The 16,442-nt window shown below is 35.1% G+C and carries 11 protein-coding genes; 7 read left to right on the forward strand and 4 right to left on the reverse strand.

What is annotated here, in order from left to right; all coding sequences use genetic code 11:
- The first annotated feature begins 58 nt into the window (after positions 1-58).
- A complete protein-coding gene (locus tag IIF7_RS02685) occupies positions 59-808 on the forward strand; it encodes a hypothetical protein (RefSeq protein WP_139801253.1) in 750 nt (249 codons plus the stop codon).
- A 123-nt stretch (positions 809-931) separates the two neighbouring features.
- On the opposite strand, the gene IIF7_RS02690 is transcribed toward IIF7_RS02685, so the two are convergent.
- Positions 932-3,298, reverse strand: coding sequence for a GAF domain-containing protein (locus IIF7_RS02690; protein WP_084840137.1), 2,367 nt, complete (start codon positions 3,296-3,298; stop codon positions 932-934).
- A gap of 128 nt (positions 3,299-3,426) precedes the next feature.
- Here IIF7_RS02690 and IIF7_RS02695 point away from each other — a divergent pair, with 128 nt between their 5' ends.
- The gene (locus IIF7_RS02695) at positions 3,427-4,551 is read left to right on the forward strand and encodes a TlpA disulfide reductase family protein (protein WP_084840138.1); all 1,125 of its coding nucleotides are present in this window, start codon (positions 3,427-3,429) and stop codon (positions 4,549-4,551) included.
- A gap of 95 nt (positions 4,552-4,646) precedes the next feature.
- Here IIF7_RS02695 and IIF7_RS02700 read toward each other — a convergent pair whose 3' ends face one another.
- The gene (locus tag IIF7_RS02700) at positions 4,647-5,324 is read right to left on the reverse strand and encodes an SIMPL domain-containing protein (protein ID WP_084840139.1); all 678 of its coding nucleotides are present in this window, start codon (positions 5,322-5,324) and stop codon (positions 4,647-4,649) included.
- 49 nt (positions 5,325-5,373) lie between these two features.
- Positions 5,374-6,021, reverse strand: a complete 648-nt coding sequence (locus IIF7_RS02705) for a rhomboid family intramembrane serine protease (protein WP_084840140.1) — start codon at positions 6,019-6,021, stop codon at positions 5,374-5,376.
- A 52-nt stretch (positions 6,022-6,073) separates the two neighbouring features.
- Here IIF7_RS02705 and IIF7_RS02710 point away from each other — a divergent pair, with 52 nt between their 5' ends.
- Positions 6,074-6,976: a lysophospholipid acyltransferase family protein gene (locus IIF7_RS02710; protein ID WP_084840141.1), complete on the forward strand. Its 903-nt coding sequence runs from the start codon at positions 6,074-6,076 to the stop codon at positions 6,974-6,976.
- Between the two features lie 661 nt (positions 6,977-7,637).
- On the opposite strand, the gene glmM is transcribed toward IIF7_RS02710, so the two are convergent.
- Positions 7,638-9,023 carry a phosphoglucosamine mutase gene (gene glmM, locus IIF7_RS02715; RefSeq protein WP_084840142.1) on the reverse strand — a complete coding sequence of 462 codons (1,386 nt, stop codon included), beginning with the start codon at positions 9,021-9,023 and terminating at the stop codon, positions 7,638-7,640.
- 117 nt (positions 9,024-9,140) lie between these two features.
- On the opposite strand from glmM, the gene IIF7_RS02720 reads away from it, so the two are divergent.
- From IIF7_RS02720 to IIF7_RS02735, 4 genes are all read left to right on the forward strand, one after another.
- Positions 9,141-9,734: an acyl carrier protein phosphodiesterase gene (locus IIF7_RS02720; protein ID WP_084840143.1), complete on the forward strand. Its 594-nt coding sequence runs from the start codon at positions 9,141-9,143 to the stop codon at positions 9,732-9,734.
- A gap of 117 nt (positions 9,735-9,851) precedes the next feature.
- On the forward strand, positions 9,852-12,683 hold the full coding sequence (gene uvrA, locus IIF7_RS02725; protein ID WP_084840330.1) for an excinuclease ABC subunit UvrA: 2,832 nt from the start codon (positions 9,852-9,854) through the stop codon (positions 12,681-12,683).
- A gap of 92 nt (positions 12,684-12,775) precedes the next feature.
- Positions 12,776-13,465: an LOG family protein gene (locus IIF7_RS02730; protein WP_084840144.1), complete on the forward strand. Its 690-nt coding sequence runs from the start codon at positions 12,776-12,778 to the stop codon at positions 13,463-13,465.
- Positions 13,466-13,563: 98 nt separating this feature from the next.
- Entirely contained in the window at positions 13,564-16,338 is a 2,775-nt protein-coding gene (locus tag IIF7_RS02735; protein ID WP_245801489.1) for a gluzincin family metallopeptidase, read from the forward strand.
- Positions 16,339-16,442: the final 104 nt, after the last annotated feature.

The following is a 16,442-nucleotide window of genomic DNA, read 5'->3' on the forward strand; positions in this document are numbered from 1 at the left end:
AGACTTTTGGTTTATATTTAAGCTAAATCGTTTAAATATTCATCAATCTGAAAAAATTATGAATAAAATCTTCATAATTATACTGTTAATGGCTTCAGTTTCGGCTATTGGCCAAAATGACCTTGCGTTTCATCAGGAAGAAAAAAATACTTCAATTAAATCTACATTTTCAACTCGCAATTCCGAAGAAATAAATAACAGCGAAGCTTCAGCAATAGCTACTAAAAGCCGTAGCCTTGGATCATTTGACCAATCGAACATTCATTCTTATTACAATGCAAATGAAGGTATGCAAAGAATTTCAGCGCGTCATTTCGAATTTAAGGAGTATTACAATTCTTTTCCTTATTTGAGTCGGTTAAAATTGCTGACTAAAAGTCGGGTTAAAAATGCCGAATTTAACATTCAATTATATTCTGTAAATAAAGATGGGAAACCAAGTGATTTAATTTATGATAAAGACATTATTGGGATTGCCCAAAAAGGTAAAGATATTACTGAAATAGATTTAGCTCATTTAAACATCACTTTCCCAAAAAACGGACTTTTTGTTGCCATACAATGGTTAGAAAAGGATAAAAATAAATACCAATATTCTTATAAACCAAAAGGTCTTAAAAGAATAAAGGCGGTTAATATAGAACCTTCTTTTGGAATTGAACCTACAAACAATGTTGCCAATAGAAGTTATAATTATATAAGGAATACAAGTCGAGAAGAAGGCGAATTAAAGTCACAGTTAAATTATAGATCGTATCCAGAGGCCAAATACGACCAATTAGCGATGGAATTAATCTTAACCAATTAAAAAGCAGTTAAGCTTTTAGGTAAAATGCTCTTTATAAGCATTAAAATTCTAGTAATTTTCTGGTAAAAATTATAATTCAATCTTGAAAGTCGAGTAAAAAATCGCATTGATATTTAACCAATATCAATGCAACTCTTCCATTAAATTCTCGTAAGTGATAGGTTTATCGCTTTCTTTTTGCTCTGAAGTATATAAAATATTTACGCGAATTGCTTTAAGACCAATTACGCCCTGCACATCTTCGAGCTCTAAAAGCTCCTTATCTTCTCCCAGATATTTTTTAGCCTGAAGGTACTTCACGTAACGCAGGTATTCACGCTCATCTGATTTTTGCGAATAAATAATAACGATTTTTCCTTTGGTGGTAATTCGTTCTTCAGTTCCTTTAATAAAAGCTTTATCGATCCGCTTTTTGATAATTTCATATCTGGCATTATAGGTGCCATCAACATCAAATTTCTTTTCGTCCATTCTATAACGAATAGAAAGTGTTGTGTTATAAACCAAAATCAACGAAGCTGCATCTAAGTGCATTGGTGTAGATTGCTGCAGATGATAAAACCTGTTTTCCATCTCTACCATCGTTTTTATTTGCCACAATCTTAAATTGAAAAGATAAACTGTATTAAAAGGCTTATTTTTGGTAAGCGATGGCCCAATATACATATTATGGTCTACGCCATCTGTTTTGTAACGCTCAAAATAATGCGGATAGATTTTTTGTGCCTCTAGCTGTCTTTTATCCAAAAAACGGGACATTGTGCGATTTATTTGCTGTACCGTATCATCGTAATCTTTACGATGATTATAAATAATTCCGGTTTCGGGGTTTAGCATTTCCCGATAATCGGCTACCATATTTCTTATTTCCTCACTTTGCTTTTCTAGATGCTCCATTAAAGGATTCACTTCACGTTGCAAAAGACCAAAAATTTTCTGCTCACTGCTGGCATTCAGGCTTTCTTCAATATCTATCCTGAATTCTTTAATGCGAAATTTTACCTGTTCGTAAATTGGAAGTTCTTCAATTTTATAAGCTTTATCGATAATTTCAAGAATTACATCTAATTGATAAAGCAAATCTTTCTGAATTGCTTCGTTTCTAGCATCGCTACTGGCTACGATATCTATTTGCCCGTATAATGGATATACATCTTTAAAAACAATATCTTTAAATGAAGCTAAACCATCACTATCGTAATCACTTATAAATTTTCGGGCTTCACGTTCAAAAACCCATAAAACACTTGGATGAATAGAAGTACATTCACTCTGGATTACCGCTTTTACACGATTTTCGAAGTCATTTTTATTACGCTCTGACGCGGTGATAATGTAAGGTAATATTTCATCTAATTTCATCGCATTAATACGGTTAAGTACATTTTTGCGATTAGCGACAAGTTCTAAAATACCTACAAGATTTCCATTTTTGGCAAGCGGAGCCAAAATGCAGCTTTTTACATCATTTGCCAGTAAATTTCTGGCTAAAAGATTATCATTTTCTTTAGCGTAAGATTCTACATTAGGAATACTAAACTTCTTATTCTTTTGAATTAGATTATCAAAGCTCTGCTCACAAATTCCCGTTTTGCAATCACTTTCCAGGTCTTCATTTAGCATAAAGCTTTTCGCTTTTAGCTTAGTGGCCTTTTCAAAAGTTTTATCTTCAGCATTATAACCTGTAAAACCAACTCTAAGATCTGGGATTTTATAAATAGTCCTAAAAATTCGCTGCAGTTTATTTAACTCTTCCTTTTGCGCAGTTTTTTGAAAAAGTAATGCTGTTTTTAGCTCAGATATAGCATCTTCAATAGTAACATCGGTAAGATTTACAATAATAAAACCTTTAAACATCCAGCTACAGGGAGGAAATTTTTCTTTCCACAAATCGATATTTTCAACATCCTGCAATAAATCATCTACATCTTTTTGTGTGATTTCTTTGGCATTTTCTTTAGGGTATAATTCTACAAAATCACCATTTAAACTAGCTCGATAATGCTTCTCGATTCCGTTTTCGTCTGGAATATCATAATACGGTGGCCGCGAAAAATCGATATTAAATTCGTAGTAATTATTAAGAATATTAATACAGGCATTTATATATGCGGCATTATCATCTATCTCACGCATGCTGGGAGTAAAATCTTTCCCGGCAGCATCGATGATTTTCTTTAACCTATTAGAGTGATTAAAAAGAAGATTATGATACGGTATAGAAACAGCTTTAATCTCGTTATTACTTAAAACATTGGGAAAAAGATCATCAAGTAGTATTTTAATCGGTTCTTTATATTTCTCTAAATCTTCGATCTCCTGAATTCCCTCTGTTAGCTTTGGGTAGCCTTTAACATACTCAAGTAAACTATCTATATATTTTTTGGCAATAGGATTCTCCTCAACTTTTAGCCTATCCTCATACTGCTCTATCACTTTATGGAAGCTAATCGTTATATCCAGGGGAAAATCCTGCTTCTGCTCTTTCATTCTCTATCTATTATTTGGCCGTAAAGTCGTTAAAAAAAGTATCTGAGTTTAAATTACAAAACTTTTGCAAGAATCACACCGCTTTCAGCATTCAGTTCATTACTTTTGCACAAAATTAATATTTAATCATGCGAAAATTAATAGGAATAGCTAGTTTATTGGTTATACTAACCGGATGCGAAAAAGATCAGGGATATTCAATCTCAGGTAAGGCTGAAGGAATTGAGAATGGTAAAATGGTTTATATTTCTGAAGTAAAAGAATTAAACCAAAGACCAGCAAGAATCGATTCTACCGTAATCGAAAATGGTAAATTTGAAGCTGATCTTACAGATATAGAAAATCCAAACTTAAGTGCCCTTGAAGTAGAAGGTATTAATGGTATGGTTCTTTTTATCTCAGAAAATGAAAATATCGATTTTACTATATATAAAGACAGTATACAAGCCTCTAAGAAAAAAGGCGGCAAACAAAACGAGCTTTTAAACGAGTATTTAGATCACTACCAGTCGATCAATAAAGAAGGAAGTAAGCTTGGTGCTGAAATGAGAATGGCATACCAAAGTCAGGATTCTACAAAGCTGGAAACTTTACAAAATACTCAGAAGGAGATTATCGAGAACGATAAGTTATTTAAAATGCAAATCGCTCAGGAAAATAAAGATTCTTTTATTGCTATCATGGCCATTATGGATCTTTTAAGAGCTCAGCAACCTCCTATCAAAGAAATTAAGGAGCTTTACGAATCTTTATCTGATCAGGTAAAAAGCACGCCTTACGGAGAAATGATTGGGAAGCAACTTGAAACTATGAATGCTACTGAAATTGGTAGTGATGCTCCAGATTTTAGTGGCCCAACTCCAGATGGTGAAGAATTAGCTTTAGCTGATGCAATGGGTAAAGTAACTATTATCGATTTTTGGGCAGCATGGTGTAAACCTTGTAGACAGGAGAATCCAAACGTGGTAAAAGTGTATAACAAATACCATGATAAAGGTTTAAACATTATTAGTGTTTCTTTAGATAAGCCTAACGAAAAAGATAAGTGGTTAAAAGCTATTGAAGACGACGGACTTGTTTGGAACCATGTTTCTAACCTTAAATTTTGGGACGAGCCAATCGCTAAAAAATACGGAATCCGTGCAATTCCTGCTACTTTCATTATCGATGAAAACGGGGTAATCGTAGATCGTGATGTTCGTGGTGAAGAAGCTTTAGACAAAAGAATTGGAGAGCTTTTAGCTGCTGAATAAATTCTTTTCTGAAAAATATTAAAATCAAAAATCCCCGGTTGAGCCGGGGATTTTTTTGTTTAACTAACTAATTAAGAATCTGAAGTAACTTCAGATTAATATAACTGGAAACTTATATTCACGTTTATACTAACTTCCATTTCACCAGGAGCTATAGTTTGCTGATCTGACTGAGAAGATGATTTCATTTCAGCCATTCTCAAAACTGGATAAGAATTTCCTCCATTTTCAGAGATCATCACCGCCTTACCAATTTTTTGATCTAATGGCGCTACCAAATCCTCAGCTTTTTTCTTTGCATCTAAAACGGCTTTTTTACGCGCTTCTTTTTGATATTCGCCAATTTTAGAAGAAGAAAACTCTACTCCATTAATTCGGTTTAAACCATTTTTTAATAAGCCCTGCATGATTTCTTCGTAATCCTTAAGATCCTCAAGTTTTATAGAAATTGCCTGATTGGCTACAAAAGTTTCTTCCTTAGTGTTATAATCGACGCGCTTATTAAGATTTACATATTCTGTTTGAATATTCTTTTCAGCAACTCCTTTCGATTTTAGATATTTAAAGATCTTATTCGCAATTTTATCATTTTCTTTTTTAACCGCTTCAGCATCCAAACCTTCGGTTTCAATTCTAGAATTTATAGTTACCATATCTGGAACTACCATCACAGTTCCTTCACCACTTACACTAACAGTATTTCTTTCGGTTGAATTTTGAGCATTTAAACTCATGCTGGTGATAATTACCAGTAAAAGCACTAACTTTTTCATATGATTGATTTTTTTCATTTGGAAAGACTATTCCAAATACGATACCAAACTATATCTTTCCGCTACGATGAAGTAAAAATAAAATCACGATTGGCACCGCTAAAAGGATAACCATCATAAGATGAGCTTCTAACACAAATGGCGCTAAAATTATTGTTGATAAATATCCTCCAACCGCTCCACCAAAATGTGCATCGTGGCCAATATTATCTCTTCGGCTTTTCATTCCGTAGATGGTATAAAGTAGATATCCAATCCCAAACAAATAGGCCGGGATAGGGATAATAAAGAACAATCCAAGCATCATGTCTGGATTCAATAAAATTGCTGCATATAAAATCCCCATAACTGCGCCACTGGCACCAACTGCTGTATAATTGTATTCATCCTTATGAAAATAAAGAGACATTAAATTACCTAATATCAAACTAACCACATAAACAACAAGAAACTTTAAGGTGCCTAAATAAAAAAGCACGGCATCTGCAAAAAAGTACAGTGTAAGCATATTCACAAATAAGTGAGCATGATCTATATGCAAAAATCCTGAAGTTAAGATTTGATATTTTTTACCACTTTTTATATCGGCGATGTTAAACTTGTACTTGTGAAAAAACTCTGGATCATTAAATCCTTTAAAAGAAATAATCACGTTTGCCGCGATAATGATAATTGTCACCAATTCTAAATTGCCCATAGCTATTGCAGTTTAATTTCAAATATACCATATATTTGCTGAAAGTTTTTTTATGCAGGGATTTGTTTTCTGGCTGGTTTATCCTCTACTTTGGTTAATTTCTATTTTACCCTTTAGGCTTTTTTATTTATTCTCAGACCTAGTGTACATCCTGGTGTATCACATTGTGGGGTATCGTAAAAAAACCGTAGAAAATAACCTAAAATTGGCTTTTCCTAAAAAATCTGAAGCCGAACTAAAAAGTATAAAAAAGAAGTTTTATCATCACATGTGCGATATGTTCTTAGAGATGATTAAAACACTTACAATTTCTGAAGCCGAATTAAAAAAACGCTTTGTTTTTACCCATCCTGAAGATATTGAAACCGTAAACAATCTTGGCAAAGGCGTTTTGGTAATGTGCGGACATTATGCCAGTTATGAGTGGATGATCTCTATGGAAGTATACGGACTAAAACTGAAGGGACACGGAATCTATAAACGTATTAGAAATAAACACTTCGACAAACTGGTAAAAGATCTCCGCGGAAAATTTAATACTGAAATGATTGAATCTCACCGTGTAGTGAGTACGATTGCACGCCACCAAAAAAATAACCTGAATGGTATCTACGGAATGATCGCCGATCAAACTCCCAAACGGGCAAATTATAAGTTTTGGACTGATTTTATGGGTATTAAAGTGCCATTTTTTACCGGAACTGAAAAATTAGCCAAAGATTTTGATATGCCGGTGTACTATCTTGAAGTCGAAAAAGTAAAACGTGGTTTCTATGAAGCTCGCCTAAAAAAGATCACCAATAATCCACAATCTGAGCCTGATTTTTTTATAACCACTTCCTTCCGCGACCGACTGGAAGCTCAAATCAAAGCCCATCCAGAATATTATCTATGGACGCACAAGCGTTTTAAACACCGCAACGCTCCTATCCCCGAAAATGCTGTTGTGAAATAGAGCTTTCAGTGAGCAATCACAGTAGGCAGTGATCAATAAACAATTAACAGTAAACAATTATCGGTTTTCTTTTCTAAATTGTCATTTCGAGTGGCGAAGCTTGAAGTAAAACGGAAAGATTCGTTGTATCGAGAAGTGCTTTGGAAACGCCAATTTTATTACTGTTCTCCATGAATTTAGTTCTCGATACTATTTTAATTAAGTTATCACTCCATTAAAATGACTCAAATTGACAGTAGACAATAACTTATTTACGAAATTGTCACTTCGAGTGACGAATCTTGAAGTAAAACGGAAAGATTAGTTGTATCGAGAAGTCTTTTGAAAACGCCAATTTAATTTCGGTTCTCCATAAATTTAGTTCTCGATACAATTTTAATTCCGTTAACGCTCCATTAAAATCACTCGAACTGACTGCCAAAAAAATTCTTATTTACGAAATTGTCACTTCGAGTGACGAATCTTGAAATAAAATGGAAAGATTCGTTGTATCGAGAAGTGCTTTGAAAACCCCAATTTAATTTTAGGATCTCCATATTTGCTTGTTTATAAAATTTATATGATCTGAAGAATTACTTCAAACTGCTCCTGCCAACTGCTCACCGTAAACTATTAACTGCCAACCGTTCGCCGTAAACTATAAACTGTTAACCAAAATCACCTATCCCACAATCTCCTTAATTTCACTAATCATTTGCTGTGCAAGTTCATCGGCTTTTTGTTGTGATTTTGCTTCGGTATAAATTCTAATAATCGGCTCAGTATTCGATTTTCTTAAGTGTACCCAATTTTCTGGAAAGTCAATTTTCACCCCGTCGACTGTGCTAATTTCTTCATTTGCATATTTCTCTTCCATCGCTTTTAAAATAGCATCAACATCGATCTGCGGAGTTAATTCAATTTTGTTTTTGCTCATGTAATAGGCAGGATATTCAGCTCGCAGCTCAGAAACTTTTACTTTCTTTTCAGCTAAATGTGTTAAAAACAAAGCTACACCAACTAAACTATCACGCCCATAATGCGCTTCAGGATAAATAATTCCGCCATTACCTTCACCACCAATAACAGCATTAGATTCTTTCATTAGCGTTACCACATTAACTTCACCTACAGCGCTAGCTTTATAACTTCCGCCATGTTTTTGAGTAACATCACGTAAAGCTCTGGAAGACGATAAATTACTAACCGTATCACCCGGAGTTTTCCCAAGTACATAATCGGCACATGCCACTAAGGTGTATTCCTCGCCAAACATTTCTCCGGTTTCATCGATAAACGCCAAACGATCTACATCTGGATCTACCACCACTCCAAAATCGGCTTTTTCTTTCTTCACTAATTCACAAATATCAGCAAGATGCTCTTTTAAAGGCTCGGGATTATGAGGAAAATGGCCGTTGGGTTCACAATATAATTCAACCACCTCAGCACCCAATTGCTTAAGAAGTTTTGGGATCGCAATTCCGCCGGTAGAGTTTACCGCATCTACAACCACTTTAAATTTAGCCGCTTTGATCTTCTCTGCATCTACCAACTTCAGTTTTAAAACTTCTTCGATATGTCGATCGATATAATCGTCGATTTTGGTAATTTTCCCAAGATCGTCCACTTCAGCAAAATTAAAATCATCACTTTCAGCAATTTCAAGAATTTTCGCTCCGTCTTCTCCGCTTAAAAATTCACCTTTATTATTCAGCAATTTTAATGCATTCCATTGTTTAGGATTGTGGCTAGCCGTAAGAATAATTCCGCCATCAGCATTTTCTAAAGGCACAGCAACTTCAACTGTTGGTGTTGTAGAAAGATCGATATCTACCACATCGATTCCTAAACCAACTAAAGTATTTACTGTAAGTTGTTGAATCATACTCCCAGAAATTCTGGCATCACGACCAATTACTACTCTTAAGTTTTCTTTATCTGAAGTCCATTTTAACCAGGTTCCGTAAGCGGCAGCAAATTTTACGGTATCGATCGGCGTTAAGTTATCGCCAATTTTACCACCAATTGTCCCGCGAATTCCTGAAATAGATTTTATTAAGCTCATGTTGTAAGTTTGTTTGTTTCCAAAGACTTTTTTTGCCTTATTACAAATATAGCAGGATGTAGCGCCTACTCAAAATCTTAACAAAACATAATGAAGTAGATTCATTATATTGTGACAATGAATTATCTGGCCCACATCTACCTCTCTGGAAATAATGACATGCTAAAAATCGGTAATTTTATAGCCGATTCTGTAAAAGGAAAGCAATATTTAGACTATCCAAAAGCCGTACAACAAGGAATCACTTTACATCGAAATATCGACGAGTTTACAGACTCCCATCCTATTGTTCACCAAAGTGTTCATAGGCTTTTCGATAAATATTCACATTACAGTACCGTGATCGTCGACATTTTATACGATCATTTTTTGGCCGCAAACTGGAGTGATTTTCATGAGACGAAATTAGAAGATTATAGCCAGGATTTTTATAATCTTATTCAGCGTAATCCCCAGGTTTTACCAAAACGAGTAAAAAACTTTATGCCATACATGATAGAGCATAACTGGCTGGTAACTTACTCTACGATCGACGGAATTGGCCTTATTTTATCGCAAATGAACCAGCGCACCAAGTTTAAATCGAAAATGGACGAATCTGTAAACGAGCTTCGAGAGTTTTACGATGAATTTAAAGATGAATTCTATAGATTTTTTGCTGAACTTGAAGCTTTTTCAGAAAAACGGAAAAAAGAACTACTGGAACAGTAATTGCTAATCGAAATTCAACAAAATCATTCAAATTTAGATTGAAATTAACAATGGTGAAACTTTGCTTACTTTTTAGTTAGCAATGCATTGAGTAACTTTGCGATCTTGATGAAAAATATGACGAAAACTGAAGAAAAAATAGAGGTTTTAGGAGCCAGAGTTCATAATTTAAAAAATATTGATGTCGAAATTCCCCGCGAAAAGTTAGTCGTGATCACGGGACTTTCAGGTTCCGGGAAATCTTCCCTTGCTTTTGATACGATCTATGCTGAAGGTCAGCGTCGTTATATCGAAACATTTTCTGCCTATGCTCGCCAGTTTCTTGGTGGTTTAGAGCGCCCTGATGTAGATAAAATTGAAGGTCTTTCTCCCGTAATTGCGATCGAGCAAAAAACTACGAGTAAGAATCCGCGTAGTACGGTAGGAACGATTACCGAGATTTACGATTTCTTAAGGCTACTTTTTGCCCGCGCCGGTGAAGCCTATAGTTACAACACAGGCGAGAAAATGGTAAGTTATACCGATAATCAGATCAAGGATTTGATCATCGAACATTATAAAGATAAACGTGTAAGCGTTTTGGCCCCGGTAATTAGATCCCGTAAAGGACATTACCGTGAGTTATTCGAGAATATTGCCAAACAAGGTTTTGTAAAAGTGAGAACCAATGGTGAAATTCGGGATATCGTAAAAGGCATGAAACTGGATCGATATAAAACGCATGATATCGAGATCGTGATCGATCGTTTAAAGATCGACGATAATACCGATGCGCAAAAACGTTTGGACGAAAGTATAAAAACGGCCATGTATCATGGCGACGATGTACTTATGATCATGGAGCAGGAAACCGGCGAAGTTCGATTTTTTAGTCGAAACTTAATGTGTCCTACCACCGGAATCTCCTATCCTAATCCAGAGCCAAATACATTTTCGTTCAATTCTCCAAAAGGTGCCTGCCCTAGCTGTAGCGGTATTGGGACGCTTTATAAAGTAAATGAAGATCGAATTATTCCAGATAAATCTAAGTCGATTAAAAGCGGTGGATTAGCACCACATGGACCGCAAAAAAAGAACTGGGTATTCTCACAACTTCAGCTTATTGCTGAACGTTTTGATTTTAGCCTGAACGATCCTATCGAAAAAATTCCGCAGGAAGCCATGAATATGATCATGTACGGCGGAAAAGAGAAATTCAGCAAAGAATCTAAAACTATAGGAATTACCAGAGAATATAAGATCGATTTTGAAGGCGTTGCTACCTTTATTGAAGAGACTTATAAAAATAATGATTCCAGTTCTTTACGTCGCTGGGCGAAAGAATATATGGATAAGATCGAATGCCCAAGCTGTAACGGTACAAGGCTTAAGAAAGAATCGCTTTATTTTAAGATCGACGAAAAAAACATCGCTGAATTAGCGAATCTTGATATTAGTGATTTAGTAGCTCTTTTTGAAGATCTTGAAGACCGACTTTCAGAAAAACAAAAGAAGATCGCTACTGAAGTGGTGAAGGAAATTAGAACCCGACTCAAATTTTTAGAAGATGTTGGGCTTACCTATTTAAACTTAAACCGAAGCTCAAAAAGTCTATCGGGTGGTGAAGCCCAGCGAATAAGGCTGGCCACGCAAATTGGCTCGCAATTGGTTGGTGTACTTTATATCTTAGATGAACCAAGTATTGGTTTGCATCAACGAGATAACGAGAAACTAATCAATTCTCTGGTTTCTTTACGAGATATTGGCAACTCTGTGATCGTGGTAGAACACGATAAGGATATGATCGAGCGTGCAGATCATGTGATCGATATTGGCCCAAAAGCCGGGAAGCATGGTGGCGAGATCATTAGCCAGGGACCACCTTCAGAAATGCAAAAAAACAGGACGCTTACTGCCGATTATTTAAGCGGAAAACGAGAAATTGCTGTTCCGAAGGAAAGGAGAAAAGGAAACGGAAAGGAAATTAAACTCACCGGCGCAACAGGAAATAACCTGAAGAATGTTTCGGTTCAATTTCCATTAGGAAAAATGATCGCTGTTACGGGAGTTTCGGGAAGTGGAAAATCTACATTGATCAACGAGACCCTTTACCCGATCATGAACGCACATTATTTTAATGGTGTTAAAGAGCCTAAACCTTATAAAAAAATCAAAGGTTTAGATCATATTGATAAAGTGATCGACATCAATCAGTCGCCAATTGGGCGAACGCCAAGAAGTAACCCGGCGACATATACCGGTGTTTTTTCTGAAATTAGAAGTCTTTTCGCAAAAACTCCTGAAGCTTTAATTAGAGGATATAAGCCTGGAAGATTCAGTTTTAACGTAAAAGGTGGGCGCTGTGAAACTTGTAAAGGCGGCGGACTTCGAGTAATCGAAATGAACTTCTTACCCGATGTTTATGTTGAATGTGAAACCTGCCACGGAAAAAGATTTAACCGCGAAACTTTAGAAATTCGGTACAAAGGAAAATCTATTGCAGATGTGTTAGAAATGACGATCGACGAAGCCACAGATTTCTTTGAACCTATCCCGAAGATCTTTAGAAAATTGAATACGATCAAAAATGTTGGTTTAGGCTATGTTACGCTTGGGCAGCAAAGTACTACACTTTCTGGTGGTGAAGCGCAGCGTATAAAATTGGCTACGGAATTGTCTAAACGAGATACCGGAAATACTTTTTATATTTTAGACGAACCAACAACCGGACTTCATTTTGAAGATATTAGAGTTTTAATGGAAGTCCTGAATAAATTAACCAACAAAGGAAATACTGTTTTAATTATCGAGCATAATCTGGATGTTATAAAAATGGCAGACCATATTATCGATATTGGCCCTGAAGGTGGTAAAGGCGGCGGCGAAGTAATCGTAACCGGCACACCTGAAGAAGTTGCCAAAAACAAAAAAAGCCACACGGCAAGATTCCTTAAAAAAGAACTTAAATAAAATAATTATGATTCCGAGCAATCCGGATGACGATAGTTATCTGGATTAAAACGGAACATTTAATCCCGATTATCGGGTAAAAGATTAAAAGAATGATACCAAAACAAGGAGGAAAAACCTGGAATGAGATAAAAACGAATGATAGCTGGGCGATCTTTAAGATCATGGGCGAATTTGTAAACGGATACGAAAAACTGAGTCAGATTGGCCCATGTGTTTCGATATTCGGTTCGGCTCGTACAAAACCAGATATGAAATATTATAAGCTTACTGAAGATGTTGCCAAAAAGATCGTAGATCATGGCTACGGAATTATCACCGGTGGTGGTCCTGGAATCATGGAAGCCGGAAACAAAGGTGCTCACCTTGCCGGAGGCACTTCTGTAGGACTTAATATCGAATTACCTTTCGAGCAACACGACAATCCATACATCGATAATGATAAGAGTTTAGATTTCGATTACTTTTTCGTGAGAAAAGTGATGTTTGTAAAATACTCACAGGGCTTTGTAGTAATGCCGGGCGGTTTTGGAACTTTAGATGAATTATTTGAAGCTATTACTTTAATTCAAACACATAAGATCGACAAATTCCCAATTATTTTAGTGGGAAGCGAATTTTGGAGTGGTTTGGTAGAGTGGATAAAAACAACGTTATTAGATAGCTTTAAGAATATTAGCGCTCCAGATATGGATCTTGTACAGGTTGTAGATACTCCAGAAGAAGTTATCGAAATTTTGGATAAATTCTATGATGAATACAATCTTAGCCCTAATTTCTAAACCAGACAATTGTAGTTTTCGTACATATGATAGAATTTAAAATGTAAAATTCCCCTTTGAGAACCCTTTTTGTACTTTTTTTTTATTGCTTGTTGAAGATGGATGGTGTTGTGGCTCAGAATCAAATTTTAATAAACGCTGAGCTGAACAAAGAAGAAAGAACAATTTACATAAATCAACAACTTACCTATGTAAATACGGCAAAAGTGCCTGTAAAGGAACTCTATTTAAATGATTGGGCTAATGCGTTTAAAGATAAAAATACTCCCCTGGCACATCGTTTTGGGGAGGAATATGTTCGTAAATTCCATTTCTCTAAGCCCGAAGAAAAAGGCTTTACAAGCATTAAGCATATAAAACAGGATGGGAATCAACTGGTTTGGATACGACCACAAAAACATCCTGATATTATAAGAGTTCAGCTAAACAAAAAGTTGGATCCAGACGAAAAAATTAATCTTACATTTAACTATAGTATCAAAGTTCCCAGCGATAAATTTACTCGTTTTGGGGTAAGCAGCGATGGCAATTACAAACTAAAATTCTGGTATCTAACCCCTGCTGTTTTTGATGGCGAATGGAAATTATATAGCCATAAAGATATTGGTGAGCAGTATACGCCACCGGCAAATTTAGATATTCAATTAGACGTTTCTACCGAATTCTTTCCATCTACTGCTTTAGATATTTTTCATAATTACACGGCGGGCAATCGCAGACACATAAGATTAACTGGTGAAAACCGAGTAGAATCTGAGCTTTTACTTACACAAACTTACGAGCCAGAAACTTTACCTGTTGGTAAACATCAACTAGTAACAAATCTGGATGATGATGGATTACAACCTGAAATTAAAGATCTAATCCTAACACGAATCTTTGATTTTCTTCAGGAAAGATTAGGGGAATATCCACATAAAAAATTATTGATCACTAAAGAAGATTATTTAAAAAACCCGGTTTATGGCTTAAATCAATTACCAGATTTTATAAGACCTTTCCCAGATGGATTCAATTATGATATTCAGCAGTTAAAAACAATTACCAATAACTTTTTAAGTAACAGTTTACTATTAGATCCGCAGCAAGATCAATGGGTTCATGATGCTATTGCGATCTCCTTGATGATCGATTATGTAGACCGTTATTATCCAAAAATGAAACTTATTGGTAGTCTTAGTAAGATAATTGGATTACGGTGGTTTCATGCGGCAGATTTAGAGTTTAACGATCAATACCAATTTCTGTACATGAATATGGCTAGGCTAAATATAGATCAGCCGTTGGGAAGCAGTAAAGATTCTCTACTTAAATTCAATGTAAATATCGCTAATCCTTATAAAGCCGGAATTGGCATAAAATATCTTGAAGATTATCTGGGTAGCGAAAAAGTGAAAAATGCAATTTCAGAATTCTATTTAGAAAATAGATTAAAACTAAGTTCAGAAAAAGAATTCTCGTCGATTTTGCACAAAAATGCAGATAAAAATATTGACTGGTTTTTTGAAGATTATGTAAACTCCAGAAAAAAAATTGACTTCAAAATATCCAAACTCAAAAAAAGTAAAGATTCACTTAAAGTTACCATTAAGAATATAAGAGATAACAAAATGCCTGTTTCTCTTTACGGCATAAAAGACGATAAGATTATTTATAAAACCTGGGTAGATAGTATCGATAAAGAAAAGCAGGTAACTATTCCCCGAAATGATGCTGAACGAATTGCATTGAACTACGAGCAGATTATCCCAGAATATAACCAACGAAATAATTTTAGGGGAGTAAGTAAACTTTTTAATAAACCCATACAATTTAGGTTACTTGAAGATATAGAAGATCCTAAATACGCTCAGGTATTTTTTACTCCAGAAATAGATTATAATCTTTATGATGGGATTGCGATTGGCCCAAAAATGTACAATACCACATTTTTGGCAAAAGATTTAAGTTTTAGGCTAGCTCCAAAATATGGCTTTAACAGCAATACCCTTGTTGGTAGTGCCAATATCGATTATACCTGGCGATATGATAATAAAGATTTACGTACAATTAGATTAGGAATTAGTGGTAACAGGTTTTCTTATGGCTACGATCTTTTTTATCGTAGGTATACTCCTTATTTAAATTTTGTTTTTAGACCACAAAACTTAAGAGATAACGAGCGGCAAAGTTTATCGATTAGAAATATTAACGTGAATCGTGACGCAAATCCATTTGATCAAAACCAAACAACACCCAATTATAATGTTTTTAATGTACGTTATGGCTACGGAAATTCATTTTTGGTAGATCATACATCAGCGGTGATCGATTATCAACTTGCCGAAAATTTCAGTAAAGTTTCTTTAACCCTTCAGTATCGAAAATTATTTAAAAACAATCGCCAGATAAACCTGCGGTTTTATGGAGGGACTTTTATTTATAGTGATTTACAGGAAGATTCTAATTATTTCAGCTTTGCTTTAGACAGGCCAACAGATTATCTTTTCGATTATAATTACTACGGAAGAAGCGAAGGCGATGGACTATTTAGCCAGCAAATTATAATGGCTGAAGGAGGATTTAAATCTCAGGTAATGCCAGAATATGCTAACCAATGGATTACAACCGTAAACGCAAGCACCAATATCTGGAAATGGATTTTTGCCTATGGCGATGCCGGGATTATAAAAAATAGAGGCCAAAACAGCGAATTCCTATATGATTCGGGTATTCGTGTAGCACTTGTTGAAGATTATTTTGAAGTTTTTTTCCCGGTATACTCAAATTTAGGCTGGGAAATAGCGCAACCTAATTATGATCAAAAAATTAGATTTATCGTATCGCTGGATATCAACACTTTAATACGTCTTTTTACCCGTAGATGGTATTAATTCGCTAAAATTCAACAAGATTTTTATTGAAAAACCAATTTCAAAGAATTCAATAAAAACGAAATTTTTCTAATATTTTTTAAATAATTTCAATTTAACCGATG

Origin of the sequence: Zunongwangia atlantica 22II14-10F7 (genome assembly GCF_002094855.1) — a bacterium.
Lineage (GTDB): Bacteria > Bacteroidota > Bacteroidia > Flavobacteriales > Flavobacteriaceae > Zunongwangia > Zunongwangia atlantica.

What these genes read in the sequence shown, in the direction of transcription:
- IIF7_RS02695 (WP_084840138.1), top strand. Translation starts at nt 3,427, where the DNA reads ATGCGAAAATTAATAGGAATAGCTAGTTTATTGGTTATACTAACCGGA.
- IIF7_RS02690 (WP_084840137.1), bottom strand. Translation starts at nt 3,298, where the DNA reads ATGAAAGAGCAGAAGCAGGATTTTCCCCTGGATATAACGATTAGCTTC.
- IIF7_RS02685 (WP_139801253.1), top strand. Translation starts at nt 59, where the DNA reads ATGAATAAAATCTTCATAATTATACTGTTAATGGCTTCAGTTTCGGCT.
- IIF7_RS02735 (WP_245801489.1), top strand. Translation starts at nt 13,564, where the DNA reads ATGGATGGTGTTGTGGCTCAGAATCAAATTTTAATAAACGCTGAGCTG.
- IIF7_RS02720 (WP_084840143.1), top strand. Translation starts at nt 9,141, where the DNA reads ATGAATTATCTGGCCCACATCTACCTCTCTGGAAATAATGACATGCTA.
- IIF7_RS02730 (WP_084840144.1), top strand. Translation starts at nt 12,776, where the DNA reads ATGATACCAAAACAAGGAGGAAAAACCTGGAATGAGATAAAAACGAAT.
- glmM (WP_084840142.1), bottom strand. Translation starts at nt 9,023, where the DNA reads ATGAGCTTAATAAAATCTATTTCAGGAATTCGCGGGACAATTGGTGGT.
- IIF7_RS02705 (WP_084840140.1), bottom strand. Translation starts at nt 6,021, where the DNA reads ATGGGCAATTTAGAATTGGTGACAATTATCATTATCGCGGCAAACGTG.
- uvrA (WP_084840330.1), top strand. Translation starts at nt 9,852, where the DNA reads ATGACGAAAACTGAAGAAAAAATAGAGGTTTTAGGAGCCAGAGTTCAT.
- IIF7_RS02710 (WP_084840141.1), top strand. Translation starts at nt 6,074, where the DNA reads ATGCAGGGATTTGTTTTCTGGCTGGTTTATCCTCTACTTTGGTTAATT.
- IIF7_RS02700 (WP_084840139.1), bottom strand. Translation starts at nt 5,324, where the DNA reads ATGAAAAAGTTAGTGCTTTTACTGGTAATTATCACCAGCATGAGTTTA.